This window comes from Dyella sp. 2HG41-7 (assembly GCF_021390675.1).
In the GTDB taxonomy this organism is placed as follows: domain Bacteria; phylum Pseudomonadota; class Gammaproteobacteria; order Xanthomonadales; family Rhodanobacteraceae; genus Dyella_B.
Genome location: NZ_JAJEJV010000004.1, coordinates 1,343,610 through 1,363,070, shown reverse-complemented (window position 1 = coordinate 1,363,070; position 19,461 = coordinate 1,343,610). Strand labels below are relative to the sequence as shown.

The window sequence follows — 19,461 nt, the reverse complement described above, 5'->3', positions numbered from 1 at the left end:
GCGCTTGCCCTATCCATATGCCCTGCGGAACTAGCGCAGCGCTTCGAGCGCCTTCGCCAATCGTTTGGCCGACACCGGTTCGGCGGTCTTCAATTCCTGCGCGAACAGCGATACTCGCCATTCCTCGATCAGCCAACGGAGCTCGTCCAAGCCTTCGTCGCCGGCAGCGCGATGATTGAGGTATTCGCGCCAATACGGCATCACCTGCAGCATACGTTGCTGATCTTTGGTCGGGTCCTGGCGCAAGCGCTCCGCGCGCAGACGCATCGCTTTCAGATAGCGAGGAAAATGCGCCAGTCTGGCCGTCGGCAGCTCGCGCAGAAATCCGGGTGCAAGCAGCGCATCGAGCTGTTCGCGCAGATCGTCGTAGCTGGCGCGGGCAAAGCCGATCAGTGGCGGTTGCAGCCACGGTTTCATCTCGGCCTGTGCGTCGATAATCGGTTCGGCAAGTTTCAGCCGTTCCACTGCACATGCAAACAGTTCGCGCGACGCGTGCGTGTGGAGCCGTTCGAACGCCGCGGCGCTGCGCACGTTGAGGTCCTGCGTTTGCAGAAAGTCGTCGAAGCCGCCTTCCACCACATCCTCGCGCAAGCTGTCGACGCTGCCGAGCGGCGCATATTTCAACGAAACAGGATTGGAGATTGGCAGACGTCGACGCGCCTGCTTGATGTCGCTGCCAAGTGCATTTCGCAGCAGTCGTTCCACGCCTTTGACATGCGCAAGGCGCGCTTCGTCGTGACGTTCGAAGACGCGCAACGCGACCGCTTCGCCAAGATCGACCAGCGCGGGAAACGCCAGCAATCCACCATCGGAACGCACTTGCTCGGGAATCTCCTCGAAATCCCAGCTAGTGACATCTTCGCGCGTGAGTTCGATATCGGTCTTGCGCGAGAACGCCTCGCGCGCCTGCCCTTCCCACTGTCCGCGCAGCAGCGCGAGATCGCGACCGGTCGCGAGCGTGCGGCCTTTTTCATCGTGCAAGCGGAAACGCATGGCGAAGTGCGCCGCCAATTCAACGTGCGCGAAATCGGCAGCATCGATCTCAACGCCCGTGGTCCGACGTAGAAAAGTAGCGAGCGCCTTGGTTAGCGATTCATCGCGCGGCGCTTCCGCTTCGACAAAGGCACGCGCGAAATCCGGCGCAGGCACAAAATTTCGCCGCATTGCTTTGGGCAGACCGCGAATCAGTTCGGCGACTTTCTCGCCGAGAAGACCGGGAACGAGCCATTCGCAGCGTGCTGCTGGCAGCGCATTGAGCATCGCCAACGGCAAATGCAAGGTCACGCCGTCGGCTTCGTCGCCGGGCACAAAGCGGTATTCCAGGCGATAGCGTTGCGGTGGAATATCGAGCGCAGCGGGAAACGCTTTCGGGTCGAGCCCGGCGCCGCCCACCATCACATCGTCGATCGACCAACGCAGCGCCGCCTGTTCCGCAGGTCGCGCATGGCGATACCACGCATCGAGCGCGCGAGTGCTGGCGATCTCCTGCGGCAGCTTGCCGCGGAAGAAATCCACGAGTTCGTCTTCGTGACGAATCAACCCTTCGCGCCGCTGACGCGCTTCGATGCCATGCGCGTCTTCCAGCACGCGCTGGTTGGCACGCACGAAATCGGCGCGCGCTTCGATATCGCAACGGGCGAGCGCCTCGCGCAAAAATATCTCGTGCGCGAGCGCCGGGTCTTGGTGCTGGAATGTCACCGCCCGGCGCTCGACCAGCACGAGTCCAAACAGGCTCACTTGTTCGTACGCTACCACCGTGCCGCGCTTGCGCGACCAATGCGCGTCGCGACATGTACTGCGCAACAGATGCGCGGCTTCCTGTTCGATCCACAACGGCTCGACGCGCGCGCACATCATGCCCCACACGCGACCGCCGATATCGAGAATTTGCGCGGCGAAGATCCAGTTTGGCGGCGTTTTGGCGAGCGCCGAACCGGGAAACACTTGGAAACGGCGTTCGCGCGTGCTGCGGTAAACTCCTTTTTCGTCTTTGTGGCCGGCTTGCGTGGGCAGTCCTGCCAACAAGCTGCGATGGATCGATTCGTAATGTCGCTCGGCCTCACTTTCACTCCCTCTCCCCTCCGGGGAGAGGGCTGGGGTGAGGGGCTGGGGCTCGCGAGAACTCACACCCTTGCGGTGCTTCTGCGAAATCTTTGCCTGTGTCTTTGAAACATTTCGCGAGGTTGCCCCCTCACCCCGACCCTCTCCCCGAAGGGGAGAGGGAGAATGTGCGGTGGCGTCCAGTTTCCAACCAAGCTCCTGCACCACCAGCAACAACTGCCGGTGCAACTCGCGCCATTCGCGCATGCGCAAAAAACTCAGAAAATGCCGCGAACACCAGTCGCGCAATTTCGATTGCGTGAATTCTTCGTGCGCACTGTCGTATTCGCGCCACAGATTCAAAACACCCACAAAGTCGGATTTGGGATCGGCAAACGCCGCATGCGCCGCATCCGCCTGCTGGCGCGCATCCGCCGGGCGTTCGCGCGGATCTTGAATGCTGAGGAACGCCACGATGATCAACAACTCACGCAGACTGCCCAACGTCTGCGCCTGCACCAGCATGCGCGCAAGCTGCACGTCGATCGGCAAACGGGCGAGCGTTCGACCGATTGACGTGAGCTCGCGTTTCTCGTCGATCGCGCCGATTTCCGCCAGGCGACGATAACCATCCGCGACGACGCGCGGATCGGGCGATTCGAGGAATGGAAATGCGTCGACGTCGCCCAATTGCAGCGACAGCATGCGCAGGATGACGTTGGCAAGCGAAGAGCGCAGCAATTCCGGATCGGTATACGCCGCGCGCGACGCGTAATCGGCTTCGTCGTAAAGGCGATAGCAAATGCCGGGTCCGACACGGCCGCATCGCCCCTTGCGCTGATCGGCGGCGGCTTGCGCGATCGACTCCACATGCAGGCGCTCGAGCTGACTGCGTTGGCTGTAGCGTTTCACGCGCGCCGTGCCGGTATCGATCACATAGCGAATGCGCGGCACCGTCAGCGAGGTTTCGGCGACGTTGGTGGCCAGCACCACGCGCCGCTTCGGCCCGGGCTTGAACACACGATCCTGATCGGTCGCCGACAGACGCGCATACAGCGGCAGAATTTCCGTTTCGCGATATTGCCGGCGCGACAACAATAAATGCGTATCGCGAATCTCGCGCTCGCCGGGCATGAATACCAGCACGTCGCCGCGCGGATCGTCGTGCGTAATTTCATCCAGCACCGCGGCGATATGCTCGGCGCTGCCCTGCTGCATATCGGTATTGCGCTGCTGCCGGCGCGCGGCCAGTTCGTCGACGGAACGCCACCGCACCTCCACCGGATACGCGCGCCCTTCCACCGAAACGACCGGCGCGTCGCCGAAGTGCTCGGCAAAACGCGCTGTATCGATGGTGGCCGAGGTGACGATGATCTTCAGCTCCGGCCGCTTGGCCGCGAGGCGTTTGAGATAGCCGAGCAGAAAATCGATATTGAGGCTGCGTTCGTGCGCCTCGTCGATGATCAGCGTGTCGTAGGTCGATAACCACGGATCGCCCTGCGTCTCCGCCAACAGAATGCCGTCGGTCATAAACTTGATCAGGCTTTGCTCGGATACCTGATCGTTGAAGCGCACCTGGAAGCCGACTTTGTCGCCGACCTGTGTTCCGAGCTCCTCCGCCACGCGACGCGCGACCGAGCGCGCGGCCAGACGACGCGGCTGCGTGCAACCGATGATCCCGGCTTCGCCGCGCCCCGCCGCCAAGCACAGCTTCGGCAACTGCGTGGTTTTGCCGGAGCCCGTTTCGCCGGCGATCACGACAATTTGATGTTCGCGTATGAGCTTGACGATCTCGTCGGCGCGCGCGGTGATCGGCAGCGATTCGTCCAACCGGATCTCGGGCTTGCTTTGCGCACGGAGCTGCCTCCGCGCGGCCGAGGCGGCGATATCGGCGGCTAGCGCCTCCAGCTTCTTCGCGTCCGGCCGGCGCGACAGTCCGCGCCAGCGGCCAAGCAATCGGCCGAAGTCGCGGCTGGTTACCGCGTCCAGCGATTTGCGCAGAGCGCGCAGGCGGGCATCGGGCGAAGCGGAGGGGGTATCGGGCGTCACGTTACTCATGCAGTCGTACATGATAGCCGGTGACTATCGTCGGCATCAGGACTATTCATTTCCCCTCCCCGGCGGCCATGGCTAAGCTCAATGCTCGGGCTTACAGAAAGGAGCAAATCATGGCCACCAGCATCGGCATCGCCAAGAAAGATCGCGAAGCTATCGCCAAGCAGCTGTCCAAGCTACTGGCCGATACGTATTCGCTGTATCTGAAAACCCACAGCTTCCACTGGAACGTGACGGGGCCGCATTTCAACAGCCTGCACACCATGTTCGAAACCCAGTACAACGCGCTGTGGCTGGCGGCGGACGAAGTGGCCGAGCGCATCCGTACCCTGGACGTGTTCGCACCGGGCTCTTACAGCCAGTTCGGCAAGCTGACCACCATCAAGGAAGAATCGGGCGTGCCGGATTGGAAAGAGATGGTTAACCAGCTCGTAACAGGACACGAAATCGCCGCCGCCACGGCACGCGCGACGATCAAGGCGGCCGACGCCTCCGGCGACGAAGGCACGGCGGATATGGTCACCGGACGCCTGAAAGAGCACGAGAAAACCGCGTGGATGCTGCGCTCGCTGCTGAAGTGAAATCGCCCTTTCGCTCCCTCGCCGCCACGGTAAGGGAGCCGTACCCCTGACCTTGCGCTGACCCACACCCTCGTATTTTATTGAGCCGACTGCCGCGAATTGGTTAAGCTCGCGAAGTTCATGCGCCTCGAGAAAGAGGTGACTTACGGGGATTTTCTTGAGCGCCGCACCTTCTCAACCCAAAACCTGGCCATCGATCGTTACCGCCATCTTCCTGGCGTTCTTGGTCGCCGCGCTCAACATCGGCCTGTGGTGGTGGAGCAACCGCCCGCACGGTCCCGAGGATTGGCACGGCAAGATCAACGGTTTTTCGATCTCCCTGTTTCAGCGTTATCAAAATCCCTTCACGCAAAGTTTTCCCAGCGACGACGAGATCGACGGCGATCTGACGTTGCTGCATAAGTACACCGATCACATCCGCACCTACTCCACCCAGTTGACGCCGCAGATCTTTCGCCTGGCGCAGAAGGACGGGCTGAAGGTGATGGCCGGCGCGGAAATCGACACGCGCCTGGACAACAACGAAAAAGAGCTCGATACGCTGATCGCGCTGGCGCATCGTTATCCGGACACCATCGATCGCGTGATCATCGGCAACGAAGTGTTGTTCCGTAACAACGTGCCCGTCGACAAAATGATCACGTATCTCGACCGGGCGCGCGCGCATATTCGCCAACCCGTATCGATCGCCGAACCGGACTACATCTGGTTGAAGTATCCGGAACTGGCCGATCACGTGGACTTCATCACCATCCACTTGTTCCCGTTCTGGAACGGTATCGATCGCAATAGCGCGCTTGGCGCGGCCGAAGGCGCGTACACGTCCATCAAGCAACGCTTCCCCAACAAGCACATCGTGGTGGGCGAAATCGGCTGGCCGTCCAACGGCGACCATCACGAGCGCGCCTATCCGTCCATTTCCAACGAAGCCATCTTTATTCGTGAGTGGCTGATCTGGGCGAAGCAGAACAACGTCGACTACTACTTGCTCGAAGCCTTCGATCAGCCGTGGAAAGAAAATCTCGGCGAAGGTCGCACGGGCGCGTACTGGGGCATCTTCAACGCCGATCGCCAGCCGAAGTTCCCGTTCACCGGCCCGGTGACGGAAGACACCGGCTGGCCGTGGAAAGCGCTGGCCGCCAGCTTGCTGGCGCTGATTCCGATGATATGGTTCGGCATCCGCTACGCGCGCTTCAAGCTGACGGGGCGGTTGTTCTTCGACGTGCTGATCCAGTTGGCCTGCGGCCTGATCGTCTGGTCGGTCACGCTACCGTTCAACTTCTACCTGAGTTGGGTGGACTGGAGCATGTTGGCGCTCTTGTTCCCGGCGCAGGTGGCGATTCTTGCGATCCTCTTGATCAACGGTTTCGAGTTCACCGAAGTACTGTGGCGGCGCAAGTGGGTGCGCCATGCCGGCTTGCTTGAGCCCGATCCGGTCGACAAGCAGCCGTTCGTCTCCATCCATCTGGCGTGCTACAACGAGCCGCCGGAGATGGTGATCATCACGCTCGATTCGCTCGCCGCGCTCGAGTACGAAAACTACGAAGTGCTGGTGATCGACAACAACACCAAAGATCCGGCGGTGTGGAAGCCGGTGCAGGAATATTGCGAAAAACTCGGTTCGCGCTTCCGCTTCTTCCATCTCGAGCCGTGGCCCGGTTTCAAAGCTGGCGCGCTCAACTTCGGCTTGAAGGAAACCGATCAACGCGCCGATGTGGTCGCGGTGATCGACGCCGATTACGAAGTGCGCGCCGATTGGCTGAAAGCCCTCACCGGTTATTTCCACGATCCGAAAGTAGCTGTGGTGCAGTGTCCGCAGGCGCATCGCGACTTCGAGCACAACCGTTTCCGCCGCATGACTGCGTGGGAATACGACGGCTTCTTCCGCATCGGCATGCACCATCGCAACGAGCGCAACGCGATCATTCAACACGGCACCATGACGATGGTTCGCCGTTCCGCGCTGGAAGGCACCGGCGGCTGGTCGGAATGGACGATTTGCGAAGACGCCGAACTCGGTTTGCGCCTGATGCACGCCGGTTACGAACTCGTCTACGTCGACGAACTGATGGGCAAGGGCCTGACGCCCGCCGACTTCAAGGCATACAAGAGCCAGCGTTATCGCTGGGCCTTCGGCGCCATGCAGATTTTGAAGGGCCGCTGGAACTGGATGACGAAGAAAGGTCCGCTCAGCGGCGGCCAGCGCTTCCACTTCCTCACCGGATGGTTCAGTTGGTTCGCTGATGCGCTGCACCTGATCTTCACCTTGATGGCGATCTTCTGGACCGCCGGCATGGTGGGATTGCCGCATATCTTCAGCCTGCCGATGCAGCTGTTCTTGATACCGGTGATCGGCTTCTTCTTCGCCAAGGCGATTTTCGGCGTCGTGCTCTATCGCGCGCGCGTTCCCTGTGGCTGGTACGACACCCTCATGGCTTCGCTCGCCAGCATGAGTTTGAGCCACGCGATTGCGCGCGGCATTCTGCACGGTCTCACGCGCGAGAAGACCTCATTCGTGGTCACGGCAAAGAGCCGGCGCCTCGGCGGCAGCAATTTCGCCGCATTTGCGCCGGTGCGCGAAGAAATGCTGATGTTCCTCGCGCTGGCGCTGTGCGTCGTCGGCATGGCGATGAGCCCGGCCTCGCGCTTTATCGAAGGCCAGTTGTGGATATTCATCCTGTCCGCGCAGTCGATTCCGTATTTTTCCGCACTGGTAGGCGCTTGGATCGCGCACCGTTCGGGCGATAAAGCGGGCTAGCAAGCCCTCTCCCCTTCGGGGAGAGGGTTGGGTGAGGGGTCAATCTTGCGAGAAACGTATCGCGCACACCACGCTTCGACGGAATTCTTGCGCAAGGTTGTCCCCTCACCTCGATCCTCTTCCTCGCTCCTCAAAGCGCGGCCATCCATGGCCGCTCTCCGCGTCCCATAAGGGAGAGGAAGATAAGGCGGACAGCAAAAATAAGAACCGCCTTAATGCAGGATGCACGCGCGCCTCGCTAAGCTGTCACTTGCGATGCCGAGACGAGGATGGAACCCTAACGCATGCGCCGGATCCGCTGTCTGAGCCTGCTACCGCTGTTGTTGGTTCCTGCGCTAAGCCATGCGGGGGTGCAGCTCGTGGTGGATGGCGTGGACGATCCGCTCAAAGCCGCCGTGGTCGCCGGCGTCAGCTTGTCGCAATACGCCACGCGCGATGTCAGCGACGCGCAAGTGCATCGTCTCTTCGACCGCGCCAACAACACGGAAGTGGCCAACGCGCTGCAGCCTTACGGTTACTACGCGGCGCACAGCACCGGCACCATCAAACACGTGGGCAAGGACTGGCAAGTCACCTTGCATGTCGTACCGGGCGAACCCGTCAATGTCACGTCCGTCGACATCCAGTTGGATGCCGTAGCGGCTGCATTGAAGCCCGTTCGTTCGGCGCGACGCACGGTCGAGAAGCTCAAAGGCCAGCGACTGGACGATGCCGCCTACGAATCCGCACGCGACGGCCTGAACAACGCTCTGACCGCAAACGGCTATCTCGACGCAAAATTGACCGTGCATCGCGTGGAAGTGCATCGCGGCGACCGCACCGCGGCCATCCATTTGGCGTGGGAAGTGGGCCGGCGTTATCGGTACGGCAAAGTGGATTTCGAAGGCTCGCAATTCCACCCTGGCTTTCTGGATCGGTACGTCCCGTTTAAATCCGGCGATTACTTCGATCAGAACCAGTTGCTGTCTTTGCAACAAGCTTTGAACGGCGCGGACTATTTTTCGGCCGTCAACGTCATGCCCGAGATCGATTCCGCGAAGGACGGCGTCGTCGATGTCAAAGTGCAGTTGCTGCCGGCCAAACGCACGATTTACACCAGCGGTTTGTTCGTCGGCACCGATACCGGATTCGGCATTCGCGGTGGCATGGAGCGGCGCTGGGTCAACAAATATGGTCACAAATGGAAAAACGACATTGTGCTCGCGCAGCGGTTGAAAACCGTAACGAGCCAATACTCCATCCCGCTGCCCGGCGACAATCAGCGTAGCCTCAACTTCGGCATCACCTATCGCGACGCCAATACCGTTACCTCGCAATCGCGCACACTGGAGCTGGTCGCCAACGAAACCGAGCTTTGGCACGAATGGGTGCGCACGGTCGGCTTGCACGCGCTCACCGGCACCTTCAGCGTCGGCAAAACGCCCAACGAGCCAGAAAGCACGCCGGGCGTCGAACATGGTCACAGCACATTGATTTATGCGGAAGGTTCGTTAAGCCGCAAAGTCGCGGACAATCTCGACTTTGTACGCCGCGGATGGTCGTTGAGCTTCGATGCGCGCAGTACCGCGAGCGACTTTCTTTCCACGGCGCGCTTCAGCGAACTTTCTGCGGACGCCAAATGGATTCGCGCGTTCTGGCGCAACAACCGCCTGATCTTGCGTGGCGATATCGGTCATGTGTGGACCAGCAACTTCGAAGCGCTGCCACCGCAATTGCGATTCTTTGCAGGCGGCGATCAGTCGATTCGAGGATTTCCGTTCCAGGCTCTAGGCCCGCAGAACAGTTACGGCCGCGTGATCGGCGGTGACAGTCTGGTTATCGCCAGCGCGACCGTCGAGCACTACTTCACTCCGCGCTGGGGTATCGCCACCTTTGTGGATGCCGGCAATGCTTTCAATGGCACCGCCGTGCATCCCAAAATAGGCACAGGCGTTGGCGTGCGCTGGCGCTCGCCGGTGGGCATGGTTCGCGTGGACATCGGCACGCCCATTAACGACGCGCAGCGTCACGGCATCGAATTGCACTTGGTCGTCGGGCCGGACTTGTGACATCGCGCATGACTACGACACCGCCCTCGCCCCGCCCTCGCCGCCGATGGTTACGCATCGTCGGCATTGTCGTGATCGCGTTTATTGTCGCGATCGCGAGTAGCGTCGGCTGGTTGATCGCCACGGGATCGGGGCTGCGTTTTGCGCTGACTGAGCTGGAACGTCTTACGAACGGCGCCATCCAAGTGCAGCAAGCGGAAGGGCGAATCATCGGACCCATCGATATCGCGCAACTTCGGTACAACGATGGCGAAGGGACCGATGTCGTTATCACAGGCGTCCATTTGGAATGGAATGTCGCAGCCCTGCTCTACAAACGTTTGCACGTTATCGCGCTGAGCGCCGAACGCGTGAATGCCTCGCTACCGGCACCGCAAGCATCGTCATCGTCAAGCGGCTTTACGTTGAAGCCGCCGATCGAGCTGGTACTGGATCGCGTGCACGTCGGCCCCGTCGCACTTTCGCAACAAGGCAAGCCACTGTTCGCGTCCAATCAGCTCGACCTTTCCGGTCGCTGGACCAACGACGGCCTCGATATCGAAAAACTGATGTTGCGTGCGCCTGACGGCCATATCGACCTGGATGGACAACTCGGCATTGGCCGTCGCTATCGCGGCAAAGGTCATGCGCAGATAGCGTGGAAAATCAATGACACCGACTATGCCGGCGAACTGACCGCACAAGGCGACGGTCGCAATGCGCAGCTGCAAGTCGCATTGACGCAACCGATGGCTGCGCAGCTTCAACTCGATATGAGCCAGCGCAAAAACAATGCGTGGAAGGCCAAGCTCGACGTGCCCGCGTTCGACCCGAAACCGCTGCTGGGCAATAGCTCGCTCACACGCCTTGGCGTGAATCTGCAAGGGAGTGGCGACAAGCAGAGCGGAACGTTGAACGGGCAACTCGATCTCAATGCGTATCGCGTGATGCTGCAGCCTTTGCAGGCGAGCTTCGACAAGGATTTCAAGACGCTTACGCTGCAGCAGCTTCAGCTTGCTTCGCCGCAGATCAAAGGGCTCGTCAATGCGTCGGGCACAGTGCAACTGGATGCGCATCCGGTTAGCGCCGACCTCACGCTTGATTGGAAAAACCTCGAACTGCCTGCCGATCTGGTTGGACAAGTGCTCGACAGCCAAGGCCGCCTCGCCGTGAAAGGCAGCGCAAACGCGTATCACGCCGAGGGCGATGTCACCGTCGGGCCGCCGGGCAAACCGGCGAAGCTGGCGTTGAATCTGGATGGCACGCCACAGCAAGTTGCGCTGCACACGCTGAGCCTGCTGCAACCGCAAGGCAACTTCACGACGAACGGCACGCTGACCCTGCAACCGGAGCTCGCGTGGCAGCTTCAAGCCAAGGCCAGCAAATTCGATCCCGGGCAATTGCTGGCCGGCTGGCAAGGCTCGCTGGACGCCGACTTCAGCACGCAAGGAAAGCTCGCCAAAAACAGCCCCGACATCACGCTGGACTTGCGCAAGCTGGAAGGACAACTTCGCCAACGCCATCTTCGCGGCAACGGACATTTGCATGTATCGCCGAACGAAGTCGTCGACGGGACGCTCGATCTCGCCTCCGGCAACAGCACCGTCAAGTTGCAAGCGCGACCGGGCGAGAGCAACGATGCGAACGTCACCCTGGCGATCGCCTCGCTGGGCGATTGGCTGCCGCAAGCGGGCGGTCATCTGGACGGCCAATTCCGCGTGCGTGGCAAGATTCCCAAACTCGCCGTCAACGGCACGCTGCAAGGCCAAACCCTGACGTGGCAAACGCAACGCATTCAGCAACTGCAATTGCAAGCTGACGTGCCGGATATCAGCACCATCGGCGGAAAGCTGGAACTCGATGCGAGCAACGCCGAGATCGGTAGTCTCACATTCCGGCAACTTCGATTGAACGGTCACGGCACGTCGGCGCAGCATCAACTCACATTGGATGCGCAAGGCACGCAGCTGTCCGCATCGCTTGCGCTTAGCGGATCGCTGAAAGGACAAAACTGGAACGGCGTGCTGTCGTCGCTGGTGTTGGACGTGCAAGGTTTACCGCGTTGGCGTCAGCAGCAATCTTCGCGCTTGAGCTGGAACAACGGCAACGCCAGCGTCGGCGACATTTGCTTGACCGCAGGTGATCCCCTGCTCTGCGTCAACGGCGCCATGGACAAGGCCGGTAATCTCGACGCCGGCTATCGTCTGCATGCGGTACCGCTGACCTTGATTATCGACGCAGTCGGCAACAAAGATATTCCGTTTACCGTCGAAGGCACGCTGGAAGGCAACGGCAAACTCCATCGCAGCGTGGCGGGCGCGCTTTCGGGCAACGCAAGCATTACCTCGCCGCAAGGTCGCGTCACTTACAACGAGCAACCGGATCAGCCGTTGCTCGTGTACAAAGCGCTGGCGGTGAATGCCAACTTGGCGCCCGGCAATCAGCAAGCCACGGTGCACGCCGCGATCAACGGCTCGGGTCGCTTGGACGGCCAAGTCAACATCACCGGTCCCCAGCAGACATTGACGGGACAGATCGGCCTGCACTTGGACAACCTGGCCTTTGTCAGCTTATTTACGGAAAGCATCGCGAACGTCAAAGGCCGTATCGACGGCGACTTCAGACTCGGCGGCACGGTGCCTCAACCTGCCATCACCGGGCAAGCCAGCGTTAACGGATTCGCTGCGGAAGTGCCCGATGCAGGCTTGAAACTAACCGACGGCCGCATCGTCGTCAGCGCAGTCGATGCGCAGCAGTTACGCATCAACGGCACAGTGACATCAGGAAAAGGTGCGGTGGCGATCGACGGCACGGCGGGACTCAACGCGCAGACGCCCACCGCCATCACACTGAAAGGCAGCGCGTTTACCGCCGTCGATATTCCAGCCGCCAATGTGGTCATTTCGCCCGATCTGCTCGTTCGCTGCGACACGCAAGGCATCCAAGCTACTGGATCGGTCGTGCTGGACAAGGCCAACGTCAATCTCGACAAGCTGCCTGGTAACGGCGTAAACAAAGCATCGTCCGACATCGTCGTGGTCGATCAGCCACAGCCAGCCTCCAACAGCGGTCCGACACCGATCAACGCATCGATCAAAGTCGATCTTGGTCAGCACACGCATCTCGCAGGCATGGGCCTCAACGGCAATTTGAGCGGCGTACTCACGGTGGACGAACGTCCTGGTCGTCAAACCACAGGTCAAGGCCAAATTGCGGTGAGCGGCACGTACAAAGCGTACGGACAGAATCTGCAGATTCAACAAGGCCAGCTGCTGTTCGCCAGCACGCCGATCGACAATCCCGGCCTCAGCATCAAAGCCGTGCGCAGCCTGACGCCCAACGCAACCATCGATCAAGGACAAGAAGTGGGATTGCAGATCAGCGGCACCGCGAAACGCCCGGTGCTCACCGTGTTCTCCAACCCGACGATGGATCAATCCGACGCGCTTTCCTACCTCGTCACCGGCAAGCCTTTGTCACAAGTGAGCGGTGGCGACACCAACAAGGTGAATGCCGCCGCGCAAGCGCTTGGCTCGGCCACGGGCAACCTGCTCGCCAAAAGCGTCGGAAGCAAACTCGGCATCTCCGATATCGGCGTATCCAGCAGCGACGCCTTGAACGGCAGCAGCGCGTTCACCGTCGGCAAATACCTCTCGCCGCGACTGTACTTAAGCTACGGCGTCGGTCTGTTCGAACCGGGGCAGGTCATCACCTTGCGTTATCGATTGAGCAGACGCTGGAGTTTCGAGGGCCAAAACGCCACCGACTTCAATCGCGCAAGCCTCAACTATCGCATCGAGAAATAGGCGAGCGCTCGCGGCACGTTACCGCTTATGCGCCGAACACGCGCACGCTTCCGGGTGATAGCGCCCCGTCGGCTCCACCGTTCCCTGACGCCCGTACATATCGTGAGGACGCACCCAATCGCCCAAGCTGTGATGGGGGCCGTGCTCCGCCCTTCCGTTTGGCATCACATCGAGAAACGGATAGATGCCGAGAAAGATTTCGCAACCGCGTCCGAACACGGAGTACGTGTGAAAAATGTCACCGTGCTCATCCTTGTAAAACACGCTGTCGCCTGAGAGATCTTCCAGGCCAGGATCGGTTTCGCGGAAATTGTAGAACGCGGTTTTCGTCGCCACCTGCTCCGGCGTGAACGACACGTTGAAGTCGTAGTTGAAATCGCTGCGATAGGACGAAACAAACGGAAACTGCCAGCCCATGCGCCGACGCATGGCTTCGATCTCGTCGATCGGTGCGCGCGCGATCGCCACGTAAGATACATCGTGGTTTTGCAAATGCACCAGGGTGCCTTGCAAATGATCGACCTCGAAGGCGCAACCCACGCAATGATGTTCCTGCCCCGGACCCATCATGTAGTGCTTGACGAACAACTGGCTTCGTCCGTCGAAGAGATCGGATAGCGTTACTTTTCCATCTGGGCCTTCGAACTCGTAGTGCTTTTCCACCTTGACCCATGGCAGTGCGCGACGCTCCGCATTGAGTTGATCGTTGGCCCGCATATGCGCTCTTTCCTTCGCCATCAATGCTTGGCGAGCCTCCAGCCACACTTCCCGCGATACGACATCGTGCTTCATCGTTGCATGCTCCGTTTGGTTAGTCCGCGCTCACCGCCGGCTCGCCAGCCGGCGCCCGCGCGGTACGCAGAAACAACGCGCCCAGCAACGCGCCTAACGCTGCGAAACATGCGCCGACCAGAAAAGCCCATTGATAGCCACCGGTGAGCGCCACGCTTTGGCCGGCGCCCGCGACCGTCAACACTTGCGTGCGCCAAGACGCGAGACTGGCGAGTACCGCTAGACCTAGCGAACCGCCCATCATGAATGCGGTGTTGACGACACCGGAAGCGAGACCGGATTCCGATGGCCCTACATCGCTCATCGCCGCCAATAACACGGGATTGAACGCCACGCCTGCGCCGATGCCGAGCAAGGTCATGCCAGGAAGAATGTCGCGCACAAAGTGACCATCCACAGACGCATGCGCAAACAGCAACAATCCAAGGGCCGCGAAACCGAGACCTACTGCAAGTGGACCGCGAATGCCAAAGCGCATCACGACCTTGGCGGAGATGCCCAGCGAAAACATCGCCATGATCAAGTTCGCCGGCAAAAATGCGAGCCCGACTTCCATCGGCCCGTAGCCGAGCACAAGCTGCATATACAACGCGGACAAAAAGAACCACGCGAACATCGCCGCCGCCCACAACACGCCGACGATATTGGAGATCACTAGATTGCGCAGACGGAACAGACGCAACGGCATCAACGGCACGTGCACGCGCGCTTCCAACCACAGAAACGTCGCCAGGAGCGCGGCGGCTATCGCCAATTGCGTCAATGTGCGCGGCGCTAGCCAGCCGACTTGATTGCCGTTGACGATCGCATACACCGCCAACATCAATGCCGCGGTGACGGTGACAGCGCCCCATACATCCAGATGCCGCGAGGCCGCGGTGCCCTGCGCATTGGGCAGCAACCGCAACGACGCCAACACCACGCCAAAACCAATCGGCAGATTCACCAAAAACACCCAGTGCCAACTCAGGCTACTGGTCAGCACGCCACCCAACATCGCGCCCAAGCTCCCGCCACCTGCGCAGACAAAACCGTACACGCCCATCGCCTTGGCGCGATCTTGCGGTTCGGTAAATAAATCCATGATCAGCGACAACGCGACCGCCGTCACCACCGCACCGCCGAGACCTTGCACACTGCGCGCAACGACCAAAGCAAATTGTGTCGTCGACAGTCCGCAGGCAAGCGACGCCAGCGTGAATACGCCGATGCCGATCAAGAATAATCGGCGATGCCCATACAGATCGCCCAGGCGTCCACCCAACAACAGAAAGCCGCCGTAGGTCAGCATGTACGCATTGACTACCCAGGCCAACGCGGTATCGCCGAATTTCAGGTCGGTCTTGATGGACGGCAGCGCGACATTCACGATCGTGGTGTCCAGCACGATCATCAGCACACCCAGGCACAGCACCACCAGCGCAAGCCATCGGCGATCCGGATGCATGGAAACGTGAGCGGGGCGTTCGGAATGCGACAGAGTCATAAGCCGTCCTGAGGAAATGATCGTAAGAATCTACTCTCTTAGTACGTCGAACGAGTGGCGTGCAAATCGACATTCGTCGCGGGCCTTTGCGCACAACGATCGTCGCCGGGGCGAGGAGCCTTACAACAGCAAAGCTGGTCAAGCCGGGGCCTAGTGGCGTTGATCATCCGCAAGTCGCTGGGCCCCGGCTTTTGCCGGGGCGACGGGTGGGATTTACGGGGGTCGACATGCTGCGCTGCGGTTTGACACACTTCATTTAGATCGATCAAATCCCAGTCGATATGCGCTCCCCATCAGCGCTCGCACAACTCCCACAGGGGTGACAGATGCCCGGCCTCATCGCACGTTCCTCGCAGCGAAAGCTCCTCCTTCTCGCGCTCGCTTTCGGCGCCACCATCGCGAGCGCACATCAGGACGATACGTTCTATACGTCCTTCGAGCCCGGGGAACCCGCACCGCGGGCAAGCTCCGCAGCCATTTTCAGCGTCGACACCGGTAGCGGCCCATCAGCGGACAACGCTTACAGCGCCAAGCCCGGCGTCGGCTTCACGGGTTTGCACTCCTTGCATTACCGCGGTCACGACGGCGGCAAGCAGGAAACTGCGATCTTCGACGTGGATGTTCCAGTGCAGGCGAACACACAGCTTTCCTATGTGTTGTTTCCGTGCATCACGAAAAACGACCTTGCCGACCCCGCCACCTATGTTGCCATCGATCTGGTGTTCGACGACGGCACGCGCCTGTCTCAAACAAACGCGCAAGACCAACACCGTATTCCCGCCAACGCGCATGCGCTCGGCAAAAGTCGGACGGTCTACGTCAACCAGTGGAACAAGCTGACGATCGACGTGGGCAATGTGGCTGCAGGGCGACATATTCGTCGCATCGAGCTCTCGCACGAAGGCCCGGCCGGTGACTTCGAGGGGTTTCTCGACGATCTGCGGATTGGCCCCGCATCGACACCCCTCGCGAACGAACACCCCAGCGACTACGTCTACACGTTGCGCGGAACGAACTCCAGCGACGCGTTCTCGCGCGGTAACAACATCCCGGCGGTTACGTTGCCACACGGCTTCAACTTTTGGGTGCCGGTGACGGACGCCAGTTCGGATTGGATGTATCAGTACCAGCAACGCAACGATGCCAGGAATCGACCGCGCATCGAAGCGTTCTCGCTGTCGCACGAACCCAGCCCGTGGATGGGCGATCGCCAAACGTTTCAGATCATGCCTGCGGCCGTCGCCAGCGGCGCACCCTCGGGTAATCGTGCGAAACGTGCGTTGAGCTTCAGTCACGATCACGAAATCGCGCATGCGCACTATTACAAGGTTACGTTCGACAACGGCATCGCCGCCGAGATGACGCCGACCGATCACGCTGCGATGCTTCGCTTCACCTTTCCTGGCAGTCGCGGACAGCTGGTTTTCGACAACCGCACCGATCAAGGTGGCATCACGCTCGACGCGGCGCATCGCAGTTTTAGCGGCTATTCCGATGTCAAAAGCCGGCTTTCCACCGGCGCGACGCGCCTGTTCTTCTATGCCACCGTCGACCATTCCGTCCAAGGTAGCGGACGTCTGACCGGAGAAAACCGAGATCACGTCACGGCGTGGTTGGGATTTGATACCGCGAAAAACAAAACGGTGAACGTGCGCATCGCGACGTCACTGATTAGCCTCGAACAAGCCAAGCACAACCTTGCGCTCGAAATCGCGCCTCAAGAAATTTTCGACGACGTGCGCGAGCGCGCCCAACGCACGTGGGACAAACAACTCGGCATCGTGAACGTACAAGGCGCCAGCCATGGCGAGCTCGTCACGCTGTATTCCAATCTCTATCGCCTTTTCATGTATCCGAACTCGGCGTACGAAAACACGGGCACGGCAAGCCAGCCCGTTTATCGTTATGCCAGCCCGTTCTCGCCTGCCGTCGGCGAAAACACGCCCACGCAAACCGGCGCGCGCATTGTCGATGGCAAAATATTCGTCAATAACGGCTTCTGGGATACGTATCGCACATCCTGGCCTGCGTACGTTTTGATGATGCCGCAACAGGCCGGCACGATGATCGACGGCTTTGTACAGGAATATCGCGACAGTGGATGGATCGCGCGCTGGTCGTCGCCGGGCTACGCCGATTTGATGGTCGGCACCAGCGCCGATGTCGCGTTTTCGGATGCGTGGTTGAAAGGCGTGCACAACTTCGATGTGCGCTCCTTCTATCAAGCGGCCTTGAAAGACGCCACCGTGGTGAGCCCTAATCGCGGCACCGGGCGCAAAGGTCTGCAACGCTCCATCTTCAACGGTTACACCGATTTCGATATCAAGGAAGGATTCTCCTGGTCGATGGACGGCTATATCGCGGACTTCGCCATCGGCAACTTGGCCAGCGCACTGGCTACGGAAAGCGACGCGCGAGATTCGTATCGCGCGCACTACGCGGAAGACGCCGACTATTTCCACGATCGCGCCTTGGACTACGCAAACCTGTTCAATCCCGATATCGGCTTCTTCGTCGGTCGCGATGCGCAAGGCAACTGGCGCTATACGAAACAGAACTTCGACCCCTATCGCTGGGGCGATGACTACACCGAAACGGACGGCTGGAACATGGCTTTCCATGCGCCGCAGGATGGCGCGGGTCTTGCCGCGCTCTACGGCGGCCGCAAGGCGCTTGCGGCGAAGCTCGATGCGTTCTTTGCAGCGTCGGGCATTTATCACGTCGGCGGCTACGGCGAACCGATCCACGAAATGCTCGAAGCGCAAGCGGTGCGCATGGGCCAATACGGCCACAGCAATCAGCCTTCGCATCACATCATTTACATGTACGACTACACCGGCGAGCCGTGGAAAACACAGGACAAAGTCCGCGATGTGCTGTCGCGCTTGTATCTCGGGAGCGAAATCGGCCAGGGCTACGTTGGCGATGAAGACAACGGCGAAATGTCCGGATGGTGGTTGTTCAGCGCGGCCGGCTTCTATCCGCTGCGTATGGGCACGCCGGAATACGTGATCGGCGCGCCGTATTTCCCGCATATGGATATCGCGCTGGAAAACGGCAAGCACATCGTCATCAACGCATCAGGCGTCAGCGATACCAATCGCTACGTGCAAAGTTTGCTCGTAAATGGTCAGCCCTGGAACAAACTGACGCTACCGCATGCACTGCTTGCGCAAGGCGCAACGCTCGACTTCACGATGGGCCCCAAGCCTTCGACGTGGGGTAGCGACGCACAAGCGCTGCCGCCGTCGCTGACGAACGCCGGCAAGCCCGCGCCGATGCACGATCTGCTCGGTCCTGGACAAAGCGAATCAAGCAGCGAACCGGCGATCCAGAATCTCGATGCGCTGTTCGATCACACCAGCGATACCGAAACGCAGCTGCCTGCACCTTCGTCCACGGTGAGCTGGCATTTCCCGCAACCGCACGTGGTGGCGATGTACACGCTCACCTCCGCCAAGCAAGCGCCTGCTCCATCAACGTGGGCGCTGGAAGCGTCCGACGATGGAAAGCATTGGATTGCGCTGGATATCCGGCAAAGCGAACGCTTCCCGTGGGCGCTGCAGACGCGTGCGTTTGTCATTCGTCAGCCTGGGTCTCATGCGTATTATCGGATTCGGTTCGAAAGCCAAGCACTCGAAGCTTTGTCCGAAATAGCCTTGCTTGGGCATTGACGCGACGTTGCTCCCTCTCCCCTCCGGGGAGAGGGTTGGGGTGAGGGGTCAGCCTCGCCTTACTCCTTATTGGTGTGTAAAGCACCAAATAAGCAGCTTGAATGTACCTCTACACGTCCCCGCAAGCCTTGTCCCCTCACCCGACCCTCTCCCCAGAGGGGAGAGGGAAAAAGCCGACGCCTAGCCCAAAAGTCATACTCACAAAGCCCGACCCAGCGGGCTAAGGTGAGGAACTCGTTCCT

The 19,461-nt window shown here is 60.2% G+C and carries 8 protein-coding genes; 5 read left to right on the top strand and 3 right to left on the bottom strand.

Features of this window, described 5'->3' with window-relative positions; all coding sequences use genetic code 11:
* Window positions 1–30: 30 nt before the first annotated feature.
* Entirely contained in the window at window positions 31–4,098 is a 4,068-nt protein-coding gene (gene hrpA / locus L0U79_RS07245; RefSeq protein ID WP_233841204.1) for an ATP-dependent RNA helicase HrpA, read from the bottom strand.
* Between the two features lie 110 nt (window positions 4,099–4,208).
* On the opposite strand from hrpA, the gene L0U79_RS07240 reads away from it, so the two are divergent.
* From L0U79_RS07240 to L0U79_RS07225, 4 genes are all read left to right on the top strand, one after another.
* The gene (locus L0U79_RS07240) at window positions 4,209–4,676 is read left to right on the top strand and encodes a Dps family protein (RefSeq protein WP_233841203.1); all 468 of its coding nucleotides are present in this window, start codon (window positions 4,209–4,211) and stop codon (window positions 4,674–4,676) included.
* Between the two features lie 157 nt (window positions 4,677–4,833).
* The gene (locus tag L0U79_RS07235) at window positions 4,834–7,434 is read left to right on the top strand and encodes a glycosyltransferase (RefSeq protein ID WP_233841202.1); all 2,601 of its coding nucleotides are present in this window, start codon (window positions 4,834–4,836) and stop codon (window positions 7,432–7,434) included.
* A gap of 284 nt (window positions 7,435–7,718) precedes the next feature.
* Entirely contained in the window at window positions 7,719–9,482 is a 1,764-nt protein-coding gene (locus L0U79_RS07230; RefSeq protein WP_233841201.1) for an outer membrane protein assembly factor, read from the top strand.
* Window positions 9,483–9,490: 8 nt separating this feature from the next.
* The gene (locus tag L0U79_RS07225) at window positions 9,491–13,267 is read left to right on the top strand and encodes a translocation/assembly module TamB domain-containing protein (protein ID WP_233841200.1); all 3,777 of its coding nucleotides are present in this window, start codon (window positions 9,491–9,493) and stop codon (window positions 13,265–13,267) included.
* A gap of 18 nt (window positions 13,268–13,285) precedes the next feature.
* Here the strand turns inward: L0U79_RS07225 and L0U79_RS07220 are convergent, their stop codons facing one another.
* The gene (locus L0U79_RS07220) at window positions 13,286–14,059 is read right to left on the bottom strand and encodes a thioredoxin family protein (RefSeq protein ID WP_233841199.1); all 774 of its coding nucleotides are present in this window, start codon (window positions 14,057–14,059) and stop codon (window positions 13,286–13,288) included.
* Between the two features lie 19 nt (window positions 14,060–14,078).
* Window positions 14,079–15,545 carry a DHA2 family efflux MFS transporter permease subunit gene (locus L0U79_RS07215; RefSeq protein WP_233841198.1) on the bottom strand — a complete coding sequence of 489 codons (1,467 nt, stop codon included), beginning with the start codon at window positions 15,543–15,545 and terminating at the stop codon, window positions 14,079–14,081.
* Window positions 15,546–15,871: 326 nt separating this feature from the next.
* Between L0U79_RS07215 and L0U79_RS07210 the strand changes: the two genes are divergently transcribed.
* On the top strand, window positions 15,872–19,219 hold the full coding sequence (locus L0U79_RS07210) for a GH92 family glycosyl hydrolase (RefSeq protein ID WP_233841197.1): 3,348 nt from the start codon (window positions 15,872–15,874) through the stop codon (window positions 19,217–19,219).
* The last annotated feature ends 242 nt before the right edge of the window (window positions 19,220–19,461 follow it).

What these genes read in the sequence shown, in the direction of transcription:
- L0U79_RS07240 (WP_233841203.1), top strand. Translation starts at nt 4,209, where the DNA reads ATGGCCACCAGCATCGGCATCGCCAAGAAAGATCGCGAAGCTATCGCC.
- L0U79_RS07225 (WP_233841200.1), top strand. Translation starts at nt 9,491, where the DNA reads ATGACTACGACACCGCCCTCGCCCCGCCCTCGCCGCCGATGGTTACGC.
- hrpA (WP_233841204.1), bottom strand. Translation starts at nt 4,098, where the DNA reads ATGAGTAACGTGACGCCCGATACCCCCTCCGCTTCGCCCGATGCCCGC.
- L0U79_RS07230 (WP_233841201.1), top strand. Translation starts at nt 7,719, where the DNA reads ATGCGCCGGATCCGCTGTCTGAGCCTGCTACCGCTGTTGTTGGTTCCT.
- L0U79_RS07215 (WP_233841198.1), bottom strand. Translation starts at nt 15,545, where the DNA reads ATGACTCTGTCGCATTCCGAACGCCCCGCTCACGTTTCCATGCATCCG.
- L0U79_RS07220 (WP_233841199.1), bottom strand. Translation starts at nt 14,059, where the DNA reads ATGAAGCACGATGTCGTATCGCGGGAAGTGTGGCTGGAGGCTCGCCAA.
- L0U79_RS07210 (WP_233841197.1), top strand. Translation starts at nt 15,872, where the DNA reads ATGCCCGGCCTCATCGCACGTTCCTCGCAGCGAAAGCTCCTCCTTCTC.